This is a genomic window from Streptomyces griseofuscus (assembly GCF_014673495.1).
GTDB classification, from domain to species: domain Bacteria; phylum Actinomycetota; class Actinomycetes; order Streptomycetales; family Streptomycetaceae; genus Streptomyces; species Streptomyces murinus.
This window is the reverse complement of the sequence record NZ_CP051006.1, coordinates 5,610,259-5,623,439: the sequence shown is the minus strand read 5'-3', so window position 1 is coordinate 5,623,439 and position 13,181 is coordinate 5,610,259. Positions and strand designations below refer to the sequence as shown.

Sequence of the window (13,181 nt, the reverse complement as noted above, 5' to 3'; positions counted from 1 at the left end):
CGGCGCGGGAAGACTGGAGTACGTCACCTCCGCCGCCGAGCCGAAGCGGGTGCCATGAACGACGAGTTGGAGTACCGGGCCGTGCTGGCCGTGGACATCGAGCGGTCCGCCGGGCGCGGGGACCGGGCGCTCCTGGAGATCCGGGCGCGGCTCACGGAGATGCTCAAGGAGGCGTTCGAGGCGAGCGGTGTCGACTGGTCCGCGTGTCTGCGCCACGATCTGGGCGACGGGCTGCGGGTGACGGCACCGGCGGGCACCCGCAAGGCGGCGCTCGTCCATCCGCTGGTGCCCGAACTCGCCCTGCGGCTGCGCACGTACAACCGGGGGGCCGGGCCGCTGACCCGGATCCGGGTGCGGATCGCGCTGCACGCGGGCGATGTCCATGTCTCCCCGGACGGGACGGTCGCCGGGAGTCCGCTGGAGGTCCTGGCCAGGCTGCTCGACGCGCCGCCCGCACGGGCCGCGCTGGCCGGGGCGCCAAAGACGGTGCCCGCGTCGCTGCTGCTGTCCGGGCACTTCTACGACGAGACGGTACGGCACGGTCATCTCGGCCTGTTCCCCGAGGACTTCCGCAAGGTCGGCTTCACGGTGAAGGAGCACACGGCCGACGCCTGGCTCCAGTTGCCGGGCCGGCAGCCGCCGGCGGAGGCCGCGCCCGAACCGGCCGACGCCCAGGAGGAGCCCGCCGGTTCGGAGACGGCCGGTTCGAAGACGGCCGGTTCGAAGATGGTCAACAAGGCCTCCGGTCACGGCGTCGTCTACGCCACCCAGCACGGCACCCAGCACATCCGGATCGAGAGAAAGCACTGAGGAAGGCCGTATGAACGACGAACTGACCGTGCTCGCCGAGGCCGGGGCCGCCGCCGTGGTCACCGCGATGGCCACCGACCTGTGGCAGGAGACCCGCGGCGCCGTCGTCGCCCTCTTCCGCCCGGACCGCCGCCGAAGGGCCGCCCTGGAGAGCCAGCTCGACGGCAACGCGACGCTCGTCCGGCAGGCCCCGGACCCCGACGCGGCCCGGCGGGCGCTCTTCTCCTACTGGACCCTGGAGCTGACCGCGCTGCTCCGGCGCGACCCGGCCGTCCGTGCCGCGCTGGAACGGCTCGCCGCGGCCGTCGAGGACGCGCCCGGGGGCGGGGCCCGGGGGCGGGTGCTGCGGCAGACGAACACGGCGCACGGCTCCGGGACCGTGTTCGCCGTGCAGCAGGGCGACCAGCATGCCTACGGCGCGCAGGCGGAGTGGGCGCAGGGGCCGGAGGGGGCGTAGTCACAGGGCCGTAACTAGGCCTACGCGCACGTCAGTTGCTGCGCCGCGCGGATCGGTCCGCGGCGCCGCAGTACTCGGCGTCCAGCACCGCGGTGGTGTCCCCCGCCCAGTCCCCGTCGAAGTTCAGGGCGAGCGTGTGCCGGCCGTCGGGCGTCGTGGCGGCGACCGAGGTGGAGCCCAGGATGTCGCCGGTGTGGGTCCAGACATGGACACCGCAGGACAGCCGCCGGTCCATCAGCCCGAGGCCGTAGCGGACGTCCGGGGCCTTGGCGATCGCCACGGTGGTCCGCAGCTCCCTCGACTGGCGCGCGGGAAGCAGCCGCCCGCCGAGCAGGGCGGCGTAGAAGCGGTCCAGGTCGGCCGAGTCGGAGATCATCGCGCCGGAGGCGGCGGCGAGGGAGGGATCGAGGTCGGTGACGTCGTACGGCTCCCCCGCCGAGCCGTCGAACGTCGAGTAGGCCCGGCTGCTGGGCCGGGGCACCTCGGTCTTTCCGACGGGCACGGACGTCGCCGTCAGCCGCAGCGGTTCGATGAGACGCCGGGTGATCTCGGTGGCGTACGACCGTCCGGTCGCCTTCTCGATGACCATCCCGGCGATCACGTAGTTGGTGTTGGAGTAGCGCCAGGAGGTGCCCGGCGCGAAGTCGGGCGCGTGGCGCAGGGCGATGGCCACCAACTGGCGCGGGGCGAGCGTGTCGTGGCGGTGCTGCCGGAAGCCGTCCTCGGTGAGGTACCGGGCGCGGAAGTCCGGGTCGGCGGTGTAGTCGGGTATTCCGCTGGTGTGGCGGAGGAGTTGGCGCAGGGTGATCCGGCGCCCGTCGTTCCCGTGGCCCTCGACCAGGCCCGGCAGCCACTCGTCCACGGTGTCGTCCAGGGACAGCCTGCCCTCCGCCTCCAGCTGGAGCAGGACGGTGGCGACGAAGGTCTTGGTCAGACTGCCGATGCGGTAACGGTCGTCGGGGGAACGGGACTTGCCGGTGCGCAGGTCGCCGGTCCCGGCGGTGGCGGACCAGGTGCCGTGGGTGTCGCGGACGGTGACGGCCGCACCGGGGACGCCCGAGCGCACCGCCGCTTCGAGGGCCCGTACGGTCGCGGTGTGGGCGGGGGCGGGGGCCGTCGGGGGCGTGAAGGCCGTCGCGAGGGCGGTCGTCAGGAGCAGGGCGGTGGTGCTCGCCAGGGCGGTGCGGACGCGCATGTCTTCCCCCAGCCGGTGGTATGCGGTCGGGGGAAGATACCTGTTCGGCCCGTCCCGTGCCGGCCCGGCGCGTGCGTCAGCCCTTCTTGAGGACCAGTTCGGCGTTGCGGTCGACCGAGTTGCCCGCCAGGTTGGTCTTCGCGCCGGGGGCGTTGAAGGCCAACTCCCGGTAGAGGGAGGCCAGTCCGGTCTGGGAGAAGTCGGTGAAGTCGGTGCGGGCCGGGGCGGCGGACTCGATCAGGGTGGTGAACAGGGAGATCGTGCCGTCCTTGTTGTCGACCAGCTCGATGATGCGGGCCAGGTGCGGGTGGTCGATGTGGGAGGCGGTGGAGATCTCCCAGAAGGAGCCGCCCGCGCTGTTGCGGTGCGGGGTGATCTCGTTCTCGTGCTTGTGCCCGTTGACCCAGGCCAGCACATTGGCGTGCCGGGCCAGCAGGCTGACCACCTCGGCGCCGGTGTGCCGCAGCTCGCCGGGGCGGGCCGGGTCGGGGCGCTGGTTGGTCATCGAGTCGCTGGTGTGGTGGCTGAAGACGACCGCGTGGGAGCCCTTGTTGTCCTGCAAGGTCTTCTCCAGCCACTTCAGCTGGGTGCTTCCGACGGACCCCTGGTAGTGGCCGCCCGCGTCGGTGGTGTCCAGGCTGATGCCGATGACGTCCTCGGCGATCCGGAAGGCGTAGTACTGGGTGCCCGCGTCGAGGTTCGCCGAGGAGTAGCCGTGGCCCGCCGGGCCGTGCCCCTGGTAGGCGGGGTCCAGATGGGCCTTGAGGTACTCGGCCGGGGTGTACAGGGCGCGCGACTCGTCGGCTGTGACCGAACGCATGCCGCCCGCCTGGGACTTGAGGAAGTCGCGGTAGCCGGCGCCCTTGGGGTCCTTGCCGCTCCAGATGGAGTCCTGGAGCTTCTTGGCGTCGGCGGCGCTGACGCTGAACAGCTTCTTGCCGGCGATCGCGGCCTCGGCGAGGTAGGGGTCGCCGTGGGCGCCGTAGATGCCGAGCGGGAGCGCGTCGTGGTTGCCGACGGTTGAGTACCAGGGCAGGTTGAGCCCGGGGCTGCGCACCTCGCGGATCGCGGCGGCGAGGAAGCCGTCCAGGTGCGGGAAGCCGAGTGCCTTGTCGCTGTCCCCGGCGGTGGACTCGGGCTGCCAGTACAGGGAGAGGCCGCTGTTCTGCACGCCCTCGTAGTGTCTCGGGTCGCCGGTGTTGGGGGTGATCCGGCCGCCGCTCATCACCTTCATGAACCACTCCAGTTCGGAGCGGGCGTTGTTGTCGGTGTTGTCGCCGGTGGTCATCACGAACTGGAGCGGGGCGCCGGTGACGGGGGCGCCGCGCAGCGCGTTGACCCGCTCCACCAGCGAGACGGCGCCGGGCACGGTGAGCGCCTCGTGCGGCCGCCAGACGTCCTGGTGGGCGGCGCGCAGATACTCCAGGCGCAGCGGGTGCTGCACATCTTGCAGGTGCAGATCGGTGAACTGCACGAACGCTGCGATGGCACGGCGGCGCTTGTCGCGGCCGACCTTGGGCTTGGCCAGCTCGGTGCGTACCACCCGCTGCCAGCCGGGGCCGTCGGCGAGCCGCCGGTAGCCGGAGCCGTGCGGGGTGGAGACGGTGGCGAGGGTGGTGCCGGTGCGGTAGGGGGCGAGCGGTGCGGCGGCGGCCGGCCGGGACTGGGCGACCGGGGTCTGCCCGGTGGCGGCGGTGGCGGCCTCGCTGTCGGTGGGACGCAGGGCGAAGCCGACACCCGCGGCGAGCGAGACCGCTCCGACGGCGGTGAGGACGGCACGGCGGTCGACCCCCGCTACGGAGGTGGCGGCAGAGCGTGGACGCGACATGGTGCGATCTCCCCGAGTGCGAACGCGTCGGCAGTGGCCGCGGGCCGTCACGGACGCGAACGCCCCGCTTGCTATGGACCCTTGGCAACGGGGATGGCATTCATGCGAACGCCACGGCAACTCGGGACGCCGATCACCGTACGTGGATCTATGGCCCCCGACCCGGCCATGGACTCGTCCGCGCCTCGCCGGGGGCCGGTCGCCTTCCGTTCAACTACCGGGGTACGAGAGGCTTCCCGGCCCCCGGCACGTCATCTGCCGGGATCCGTGCAGGCCGCCTCGATCCGGGCGCGCTCGGCGGCCACCGCGGCGTCCCCGACGGTCCACCGGCTCGCCTCCCGGCCCCCGTGCCCGATCTCGACGAGCACATGCTGACCTTGGTGCGGCGCCGGGCGCGCGTCCCCGCCGAGCAGGAAGCCGACCCCGGCAGGACCCCGTGCGGGTTCGTACGACCGTACGACGGCCACGGTGACCCTGTGGCCGGTCCCCTGGGGCTCGACCTCGGTCACCGTCCCTTCCACGACCGTCACCGCACAGCCCGGCCCCCGTCCGTCCTGTCCCCCTGCCTTCTCGCCGGGCCGCGCCGCCTTGCCCCCTTGGCCGGCCCCGTCCGCCGAGACGCCGCCGCCCGGGTGGGCACCGAGCCAGCCGATCCCGGCGACCAGGGAGAGGGCGGCGGCGACCCCGAGAGAGCCGAGGGCGATACGGAGGGGGCGGCGGGCACGGCGATCCCGGCCGGCCGGAGGTGCGGGCCGGGCGGGATGCGCGGGGCGTACGGGATGTGCGGTGGGCAGGGGTTTTCCGGTGGGCACGGGACGTGCGGGAGCCGAAGGTGAGTCGCCCCCGCCGCCGCGCCTCATCGCCTGCGGGGCGTGGATCGTAGACGGGTGCGGGCCGTCCGTGGCCGGGCGCGCAGTTCCCCGCGCCCCTTCGGAGCACCGAGGCGCCGGAGGGGGGTCCAGTGCCGTCGCCAGCCGCTCCAGCCCGGCCCGCAGCGCCGCGAGGTCCGCCTGGGCCGCCCGGTGCTCCGCCAGGAACGCCGGGTCCCGGCGGGCCTCCTCCGGCAGCGGCTCCCCGGTGATCGCGGCCATCAGCGCGTCCAGACCGTCGCCGCCGCCGTCGTACCGCTCGTCCCCGGTGCTCATGTCACACCACCCCGTCCTTGTGCAGCCGGGCGCGCAGGGCGCGGACCGCCGTGTGCAGCCTGCTCTTGACCGTGCCCTCGGGGATGCCCAGGGCCTCGGCGATGTCCCGTACCGGCAGGTCGGCGTAGAAGCGCAGCACGAGCACCTGGCGCTGGGCGGGCGGGAGTTCGTCCAGACCCTGTCCGAGGACGAGGGAGAGCACGCGGGACTCCTCGCCGGCCGCGGGCGCCGGTACCGGCAGCGCGGCCAGCCGCTCCCCCAGCCGTTCCTGCCGCTTCCTGGCCCGGTGCCAGTCCAGCGCGAGCCGGGAGGCGACCACCGCCGCCCACGCCGAGACGTCCCGCGGCGCCTCCTGCCCGCTCGCGGAGCGCTCCAGCAGCCGCAGCCGCACCTGCTGCACCCCGTCCGCCAGCTCCGACTGCGGCACCCCGCCGAGCGCCAGCACCGCCCGCACCCGCCGCTCCTGCACGGCGTCCAGCGGATCGTCGCCGTCGCCACCGCGCGTGGCCGCCGTACCGCCGCCGCCCCGGCGCGCCCCTCCCCACCGCACGGGCCACCCCCTCCCCTTCCGCCCTACGACGCCCCTACGACGCGGCGGCGGGCGGAAACGTTCGGACCGGCTCGGGCGATGGGCAGAGGCGTACGTCACATCGTCGTATGAGCGCGATCCGTAGGGGCAGGGGCGGGCCAGGGGACGCCCGTGGAACCGGAACCGTCCCCGCGGCCGATGGTGTCCCACTCCTCGGGCACATGTCGCAAAGAATTGGACAGGTGGACCGGGGGCGGCCGCATCATGGAAACGCCCCGGTCATCCCGGGGCCAGGCAGGAATCGGACAGAGGGAGTCGTCGTGAGGGTCGGAATCGTCGGAGCCACCGGTCAGGTCGGCACGGTCATGCGCAGGATCCTCGTGGAGCGGAACTTCCCGGTCACGCAGCTGCGCCTGTTCGCCTCGGCCCGCTCGGCCGGGACGGTGCTCGACGGCGTAACGGTGGAGGACGCGGCGACCGCCGACTACTCCGACCTGGACATCGTGCTCTTCTCCGCGGGCGGCGCGACCTCCAGGGCACTGGCCGAAAAGGTCGCCTCGCAGGGCGCCGTGGTGATCGACAACTCCTCGGCGTGGCGCCGGGACCCCGAGGTGCCGCTGGTCGTCGCCGAGGTGAACCCGCACGCGATCGCCGACCGCCCCAAGGGCATCATCGCCAACCCGAACTGCACCACCATGGCCGCGATGCCGGTCCTCAAGCCGCTGCACGAGGAGGCGGGCCTGGAGGGCCTGATCGTCGCCACGTACCAGGCGGTGTCCGGATCCGGGCTCGCGGGTGTGGCGGAGCTGCACGGCCAGGTGCAGAAGGTCGCCGCCGAGGCCGACAAGCTGACCCATGACGGCGCGGCGGTCGACTTCCCCGAGCCCGCGGTGTACAAGCGCCCGATCGCCTTCAACGTGCTCCCGCTGGCCGGCTCGATCGTGGACGACGGTCTGCACGAGACCGACGAGGAGCAGAAGCTCCGCAACGAGTCCCGCAAGATCCTTGAGATCCCCGGGCTGAAGGTCTCCGGCACCTGTGTGCGCGTACCGGTCTTCTCCGGCCACTCGCTTCAGATCAACGCCCGGTTCGCCCGCCCGATCTCCCCGGAGCGCGCCACCGAGCTGCTCGCGAAGGCCCCCGGCGTCGCCCTCTCCGACATCCCGACCCCGCTCCAGGCGGCCGGCCAGGACCCGTCGTACGTCGGCCGGATCCGCGGCGACGAGACCGTGGACCACGGCCTCGCGCTGTTCGTCTCCAACGACAACCTCCGCAAGGGCGCCGCGCTGAACGCGGTCCAGCTCGCGGAGCTGGTGGCGGCGGAGCTGACCGCCAGGTAACCCCCGACGCGCGCAAGGGGCGCCCGGCGAGTCGCCGGGCGCCCCTTCCTTTGTTCCGTACTACCTGCTACTGGCGGCGCCGTCCGCGGCCTGGGCCTTCAGCGCGCGCTCGATGCCCGCGCGGGACTCGGAGACCAGACGGCGCAGGGCCGCGCCGGGCTCGGCCGAGGCCAGCCAGGCGTCCGTGCGGTCCAGGATCTCGCCGGAGATCTGGAGCGACGGGTAGAGGCCGACGGCGATCTGCTGGGCGATCTCGTGCGAACGCGAGTCCCAGGCGTCCTTGACGATCTCGAAGTACCGCTCGGCGTACGGCGCCAGCAGCTCGCGCTGGTCCGTCTGCACGAAGCCGCCGATCACGGCCTCCTGCACCGCGTTGGGCAGCTTGTCGGAGTCGACCACCGAGGACCAGGCCTCCGCCTTCGCCTCCTCGGTCGGCCGCGCCGCACGGGCGGTGGCCGCATGCCGCTCACCGGCGGCGGTCTTGTCCCGCTCGTACTCGCCGGCGATCTCCGCCTCGTCGTACCGGCCGACGGCCGCGAGGCGCTCCACGAACGCCCAGCGCAGCTCGGTGTCCACCGCCAGGCCCTCGATGGTCTGGGAACCGTCCAGCAGGGCCTCCAGGAGGTCCAGCTGCTCGGGGGTGCGGGCGGTCGCCGCGAAGGCCCGCGCCCAGGCCAGCTGGTGGTCGCTGCCCGCCTCGGCGCCGCGCAGGTGCGCGAGCGTGGCGTCGGTCCAGCGGGTGAGCAGGGCCTCACGGGCGGCCGGGTCGGCGTACAGGTCGACGGCCAGCTTCACCTGGCGGTGCAGCGACTGCACGACGCCGATGTCGGACTCCTTGCCGATGCCGGACAGCACCAGCGAAAGGTAGTCGCGGGTGGCCAGCTCGGCGTCCCGCGTCATGTCCCACGCGGAGGCCCAGCACAGGGCGCGCGGCAGGGACGCCTCGAAGTCGCCGAGGTGCTCGGTGACGAACGCGAGGGACCGCTCGTCCAGGCGGACCTTGGCGTACGACAGGTCGTCGTCGTTGAGCAGGATCACGGCCGGGCGCGCCTTGCCGGTCAGCTGCGGTACGGCGGTCAGCTCACCGTCGACGTCCAGCTCGATCCGCTCGGTGCGCACCAGCTTGCCGGCCGCGTCGAGGTCGTACAGGCCGATCGCGATGCGGTGCGGGCGCAGGGTCGGCTCGCCCTGGGCGCCGGCGGGCAGCGCGGGGGCCTCCTGGCGCACGGCGAAGGAGGTGATGACCCCCTCGGCGTCCGTTTCGACCTCGGGCCGCAGGACGTTGATCCCGGCGGTCTCCAGCCACTTCTTCGACCAGGTCTTCAGGTCGCGTCCGGAGGTCTCCTCCAGGGCGCCCAGCAGGTCGGACAGGCGGGTGTTGCCGAACGCGTGCCGCTTGAAGTACGCCTGCACGCCCTTGAAGAACTCGTCCTCGCCGACGTACGCCACCAGCTGCTTGAGGACGGAGGCGCCCTTGGCGTAGGTGATGCCGTCGAAGTTGACGAGGACGTCGTCCAGGTCGCGGATGTCCGCCATGATCGGGTGCGTGGAGGGCAGCTGGTCCTGCCGGTACGCCCAGGTCTTCATGGAGTTGGCGAACGTGGTCCACGAGTGCGGCCAGCGCGAGCCGGGGGCGGCGGCCTGGCAGGCGATGGAGGTGTAGGTGGCGAACGACTCGTTCAGCCACAGGTCGTTCCACCACTCCATGGTGACCAGGTCGCCGAACCACATGTGGGCCAGCTCGTGCAGCAGCGTCTCCGCGCGCAGCTCGTACGCCGCGTCGGTCACCTTGGACCGGAAGACGTACTGGTCGCGGATGGTGACCGCGCCCGCGTTCTCCATGGCGCCCGCGTTGAACTCGGGCACGAACAGCTGGTCGTACTTCTCGAAGGGGTACGCGCAGTCGAACTTCTCCTGGAACCAGTCGAAGCCCTGCCGGGTGACCTCGAAGATCGCGTCCGAGTCGAGGAACTCGGCGAGCGAGGGCCGGCAGTAGATGCCGAGCGGCACGCTCTGGCCGTCCTTCTCGTAGACGCTGTGCACCGAGTGGTACGGGCCGACGATCAGCGCGGTGATGTACGACGAGATGCGGGGCGTCGGCGCGAACGTCCAGACGTTGTCCCGCGGCTCGGGCGTCGGCGAGTTGGACACCACGGTCCAGCCCTCGGGGGCCTTCACGGTGAACTGGAAGGTGGCCTTCAGGTCCGGCTGCTCGAAGGAGGCGAAGACGCGGCGCGCGTCCGGGACCTCGAACTGGGTGTACAGATAGGCCTGCTCGTCGACCGGGTCGACGAACCGGTGCAGGCCCTCACCGGTGTTGGTGTACGCGCAGTCGGCCACGACCCGCAGGACGTTGCGGCCCTCCAGCAGACCCGGCAGCGTGATCCGCGAGTCCGCGAACACCTCGGCCGGCTCCAGCCGGTCGCCGTTGAGCACGACCTCGTGGACGGCCGGGGCCACCAGGTCGATGAAGGACTCCGCCCCGTTGCGGGCGACGTCGAAGCGCACCGTGGTCACGGACCTGTAGGTACCGCCCTCCTGCGCGCCGGAGAGGTCGAGATCGATCTCGTACGAGTCAACGTTGAGCAGCTCAGCCCGCTGCCGCGCCTCTTCGCGAGTCAGGTTTGTGCCAGGCACGCGGTCATCTCCTCGTTATGTGTGGGTTGCGCCATCCTTCCATGCCGTCCGGCGGGAACGCGATGTCCGTATGCCGCCGGTGACGTGGGCCGCGTCGCCGGAAGGTGGACTCATGACGACGTACACCGTGTGTCCCATTCCCGCCGGCACTCTCGCCGCGCTGCTCACCGAGGACGACGCGGGCGTTCCCGCGGCGGGTCACACCGACCCGGAGGGCGGCGCTCCGCTGCGCTGCTGTCTGCGCCGCAGCACACCCGGGGAGCGCATCGCCCTGGTCTCGTACGCCCCGCTGCGCCGCTGGGCGGCGGAGACCGGCGCCCGCCCCGGCGCGTACGACGAGCGGGGGCCGGTCTTCGTGCACGCGGACGGCTGCCCCGGCCGGCCCGGCCCCGAGCTGCCCTTCACCAACACCCACCGCGTCCTGCGCCGCTACTCGGCGCAGGGGCACATCCTCGGCGGGGAACTGGTGAGCGAGGACTTCCCGGCGGCCCTCGCCCGGGCGTTCAGCGACCCGGAGGTGGCGTCGGTCCATGTGCGGGCGGTGGAGTACGGGTGCTTCCTGTACGAGGTGCGGCGGGGCTGAGCGGCCGCCGCCGGTAGACGGTGGCCAGGGCGGAGACGGTGACCCGCCCGGCCGCTCCGGTGGGCTCCAGGTGGCGCGCGCTCGGGGTCATCGCGACCAGGTCGAGGGCCTGCGCCGCGCCCAGGTCCAGCCCGTACTCGACCCGTTCGGTGCCGCCGTGCTCGAAGTAGGGGTCCAGCGCGCGGTGCAGCCGCCGCTCCTTGTCCGGGTCGACGGCGACCATTCCGGGCAGCCGGACGCGCAGTTCGGCGAGGTGCCGGGGGGTGGGGCGGACGACGACCAGGCGGCCGTGCGGGCGCAGCACCCGGTGGAACTCGGCGGGATTGCGCGGGGCGAACACGACCAGGACGACGTCGGCCGTGCCGTCGGCCAGTGGGAGCGGGCGGAAGAGGTCCCAGCTCGCCGCGGCGGCCCGGTCGTGGGCCCGCGCGGCCGAACGCAGGGCGCGCGCGGAGGAGTCCAGACCGAGGCCGCGGGCGCCGGGCAGCCGGTCGAGGACACCGGCGAGGTAGTAGCCGGTGCCGCAGCCCGCGTCCACGACCGTGGCCGGGTGCGTCCCCGTCCCGGCGGCCAGCCGGGCCACGGCCCGCCGCAGCGGCGCGTATCCGCCGGTGGCCAGGAAGCGTTCCCTGGCGCGGACCATGGGCGCGTCGTCGCCGCTGGTGGCGCGGGCACCGGTGAGGAGGGCGGCGTAGCCGGGGCGGGCGATGTCGAAGGTGTGCCCGGCCGGGCAGCGCAGGGCGCCGGGGGCGGGGCTCAGGCGGGATGTGCGGCAGGTGGGGCAGCGCAGCAGGTCGAGGAGGGGTACGAGGGCGCGCGAAAACGGCGCGGGCATGGCGGACATGGGAAAGGCACTCCTGGCGGACCGACGGGAGGGGACGGTGCCCGGGGTTCACGCCGCCGGGCACAGCGAGGAGGGCGATGCCGTACGGCGTCGCCCTCGTCGTCCTCCGGTCAGAGGAAGCAGTGGTGCGGGGTGCTCAGGAATGCCACATGGGGAGTCTAGGCGGCGTCGTTCTCAGTGGAGTTGGCGGGCGGGGGCGGGGCCCAGGTGGGCGGTCAGGGCGGATCGCAGGGCGCCGGGGTCGGGGGCGGTGTCCGAGGCCCAGGCCGCGTAGCCGTCGGGGCGGACCAGGAGGGTGGTGCGGCGGGCGCTCGCCCAGTGGGCCGTGGTCAGGCGGTCGGGGTGGGGCGGGAGCTCAGGAGAGAAGGGCTCGTGGGCCGGCTCGTGGGCCGGGGTGATCAGGACGAAGCGGCCGTCGCGCAGGGCCTCGTAGAGGCGGCTGCCGTCGGCGAGGCGGACGTCGGGGACGCGGGTGCCGGTGAGCGGGTGGGTGCCGCGGGGCGCGGGGTAGCGGTAGCCGATGCCGGTGACCTGGGCGGTGGCCTTGCGGCGGGCGGGGCCGACATGGCTCACGAGCCCGGTGAGCCCGGCACGGGCGGCCCGGGTCCAGGGGCGCTTGGCCATCGCCAGCCGCACGAGCCCGCCGCTGCTGCGCAGGACCGCCTTGCCGACGGGGTGCCGTTCGGACTGGTAGGTGTCGAGCAGGGCCGGGTCCGCGTGCCCGGCGAGGACGGAGACCAGCTTCCAGCTGAGGTTGGCCGCGTCCTGGAGGCCGGTGTTCATGCCCTGTCCACCGGCCGGGGTGTGCACGTGCGCGGCGTCCCCGGCGAGGAACACCCGCCCGACCCGGTACGCCGGCGCCTGCCGCTCGTCACTGTGGAAGCGGGACATCCAGCGGGCGTCGTGCATCCCGTAGTCACGGCCGAGCGCGAGCCGGGTGATCTCCTTGACCTCGGCCAGGTCCAGCGGCTCGGTGTCGGGCACATCGTGGCCGCGGTGCCAGCCGATCACCCGGTAATACCCGTCCCCGAACGGCGCGAGGAACGCGAACGCGTCGCCCACCGCGCTGACCGTGAGCAGCTCGTCCGGCTGCTCGGCGAGCTGCACATCGGCCAGTACGACGGAGCGGATCACCGACTTCCCGGGGAACGGCAGCCCGATCGCACCGCGCACCGCGCTGCGCATGCCGTCCGCGCCGACGACGTACGCGGCCCGCAGCGACTCCGTACGGCCGTCCGGGCCGCGGGTCCCGACCGTCACCCCGTCCGCGTCCTGGACGAGCCCGGTCATCTCGGTGTCGTACCGGAACCCGGCCCCCGCCTCGACGGCCCGCCGCGCCAGCGCCTTCTCGACCTCGTACTGCGGGAGGACGAGGACGTGGTTGAAGCGGGAGGGGAGGGCGGTGAGGTCGATGGAGAGGCGGCCGAAGAGGCGGAGCCGGTCGAGGGGGCGGCCGGTGGCCTCCAGCTCGTCGGCGAGGCCGCGGGCGTCGAGCTGTTCGAGGCTGCGGGCGTGCAGGGCGAAGGCGCGGGAGAGGTTGCTGATCTTCCGGGGGCGCTTCTCCAGCACGGTGACCGGGATGCCGGCGGTGGCGAGATCACCGGCGAGGAGGAGGCCGGTGGGTCCGGAGCCGACGACGATGACGCCGGTGTGGTCGGTGGGGCCGGTGGTGTCGGTGGTGTCAGTGGGATTTCCGTTGGTGCCGGTCATGGTGGCCTCCTGTGGGTGCCAACGCCCGTGGGTCAACGTTTGTTGGCCAACCTCTGTCGGCCAACGCTTGCTGGTCAACACATGTTGGCCAACGTCCGTTGAC

Annotated in this window: 11 protein-coding genes; 4 read left to right on the top strand and 7 right to left on the bottom strand. The window is 73.2% G+C overall.

What is annotated here, in order from left to right; translation table 11 throughout:
• Positions 1-54: 54 nt before the first annotated feature.
• Both HEP81_RS25510 and HEP81_RS25505 read left to right on the top strand, forming a co-directional pair.
• On the top strand, positions 55-810 hold the full coding sequence (locus HEP81_RS25510; RefSeq protein ID WP_037651778.1) for a nucleotidyl cyclase domain-containing protein: 756 nt from the start codon (positions 55-57) through the stop codon (positions 808-810).
• Positions 811-820: 10 nt separating this feature from the next.
• On the top strand, positions 821-1,267 hold the full coding sequence (locus HEP81_RS25505) for a hypothetical protein (RefSeq protein ID WP_051849875.1): 447 nt from the start codon (positions 821-823) through the stop codon (positions 1,265-1,267).
• Between the two features lie 31 nt (positions 1,268-1,298).
• Here the strand turns inward: HEP81_RS25505 and HEP81_RS25500 are convergent, their stop codons facing one another.
• The 4 genes from HEP81_RS25500 to HEP81_RS25485 all read right to left on the bottom strand — a co-directional run bounded on the left by HEP81_RS25500 (position 1,299) and on the right by HEP81_RS25485 (position 5,985).
• Positions 1,299-2,462, bottom strand: coding sequence for a serine hydrolase domain-containing protein (locus HEP81_RS25500; protein ID WP_037651776.1), 1,164 nt, complete (start codon positions 2,460-2,462; stop codon positions 1,299-1,301).
• A gap of 76 nt (positions 2,463-2,538) precedes the next feature.
• Positions 2,539-4,290 carry a TIGR03767 family metallophosphoesterase gene (locus HEP81_RS25495; RefSeq protein WP_037651774.1) on the bottom strand — a complete coding sequence of 584 codons (1,752 nt, stop codon included), beginning with the start codon at positions 4,288-4,290 and terminating at the stop codon, positions 2,539-2,541.
• A 251-nt stretch (positions 4,291-4,541) separates the two neighbouring features.
• The gene (locus HEP81_RS25490) at positions 4,542-5,435 is read right to left on the bottom strand and encodes a hypothetical protein (protein WP_051849874.1); all 894 of its coding nucleotides are present in this window, start codon (positions 5,433-5,435) and stop codon (positions 4,542-4,544) included.
• A gap of 1 nt (position 5,436) precedes the next feature.
• Complete coding sequence (locus HEP81_RS25485; RefSeq protein WP_037651772.1) at positions 5,437-5,985, bottom strand: RNA polymerase sigma factor; 549 nt, start codon at positions 5,983-5,985, stop codon at positions 5,437-5,439.
• 299 nt (positions 5,986-6,284) lie between these two features.
• Between HEP81_RS25485 and HEP81_RS25480 the strand changes: the two genes are divergently transcribed.
• Positions 6,285-7,304, top strand: coding sequence for an aspartate-semialdehyde dehydrogenase (locus HEP81_RS25480; protein ID WP_037651770.1), 1,020 nt, complete (start codon positions 6,285-6,287; stop codon positions 7,302-7,304).
• Between the two features lie 60 nt (positions 7,305-7,364).
• Here the strand turns inward: HEP81_RS25480 and pepN are convergent, their stop codons facing one another.
• Positions 7,365-9,941 (bottom strand): aminopeptidase N, encoded by a 2,577-nt coding sequence (gene pepN / locus HEP81_RS25475; protein ID WP_037651768.1) that lies wholly within the window; start codon positions 9,939-9,941, stop codon positions 7,365-7,367.
• 112 nt (positions 9,942-10,053) lie between these two features.
• On the opposite strand from pepN, the gene HEP81_RS25470 reads away from it, so the two are divergent.
• Complete coding sequence (locus HEP81_RS25470) at positions 10,054-10,524, top strand: DUF1203 domain-containing protein (RefSeq protein ID WP_037651766.1); 471 nt, start codon at positions 10,054-10,056, stop codon at positions 10,522-10,524.
• Here the strand turns inward: HEP81_RS25470 and HEP81_RS25465 are convergent.
• Positions 10,445-11,359, bottom strand: coding sequence for a methyltransferase domain-containing protein (locus HEP81_RS25465; protein WP_078967155.1), 915 nt, complete (start codon positions 11,357-11,359; stop codon positions 10,445-10,447). The two genes, HEP81_RS25470 and HEP81_RS25465, sit on opposite strands and share 80 nt — an antisense overlap.
• 183 nt (positions 11,360-11,542) lie before the next feature.
• Entirely contained in the window at positions 11,543-13,078 is a 1,536-nt protein-coding gene (locus HEP81_RS25460; RefSeq protein WP_037651763.1) for an FAD-dependent monooxygenase, read from the bottom strand.
• Positions 13,079-13,181: the final 103 nt, after the last annotated feature.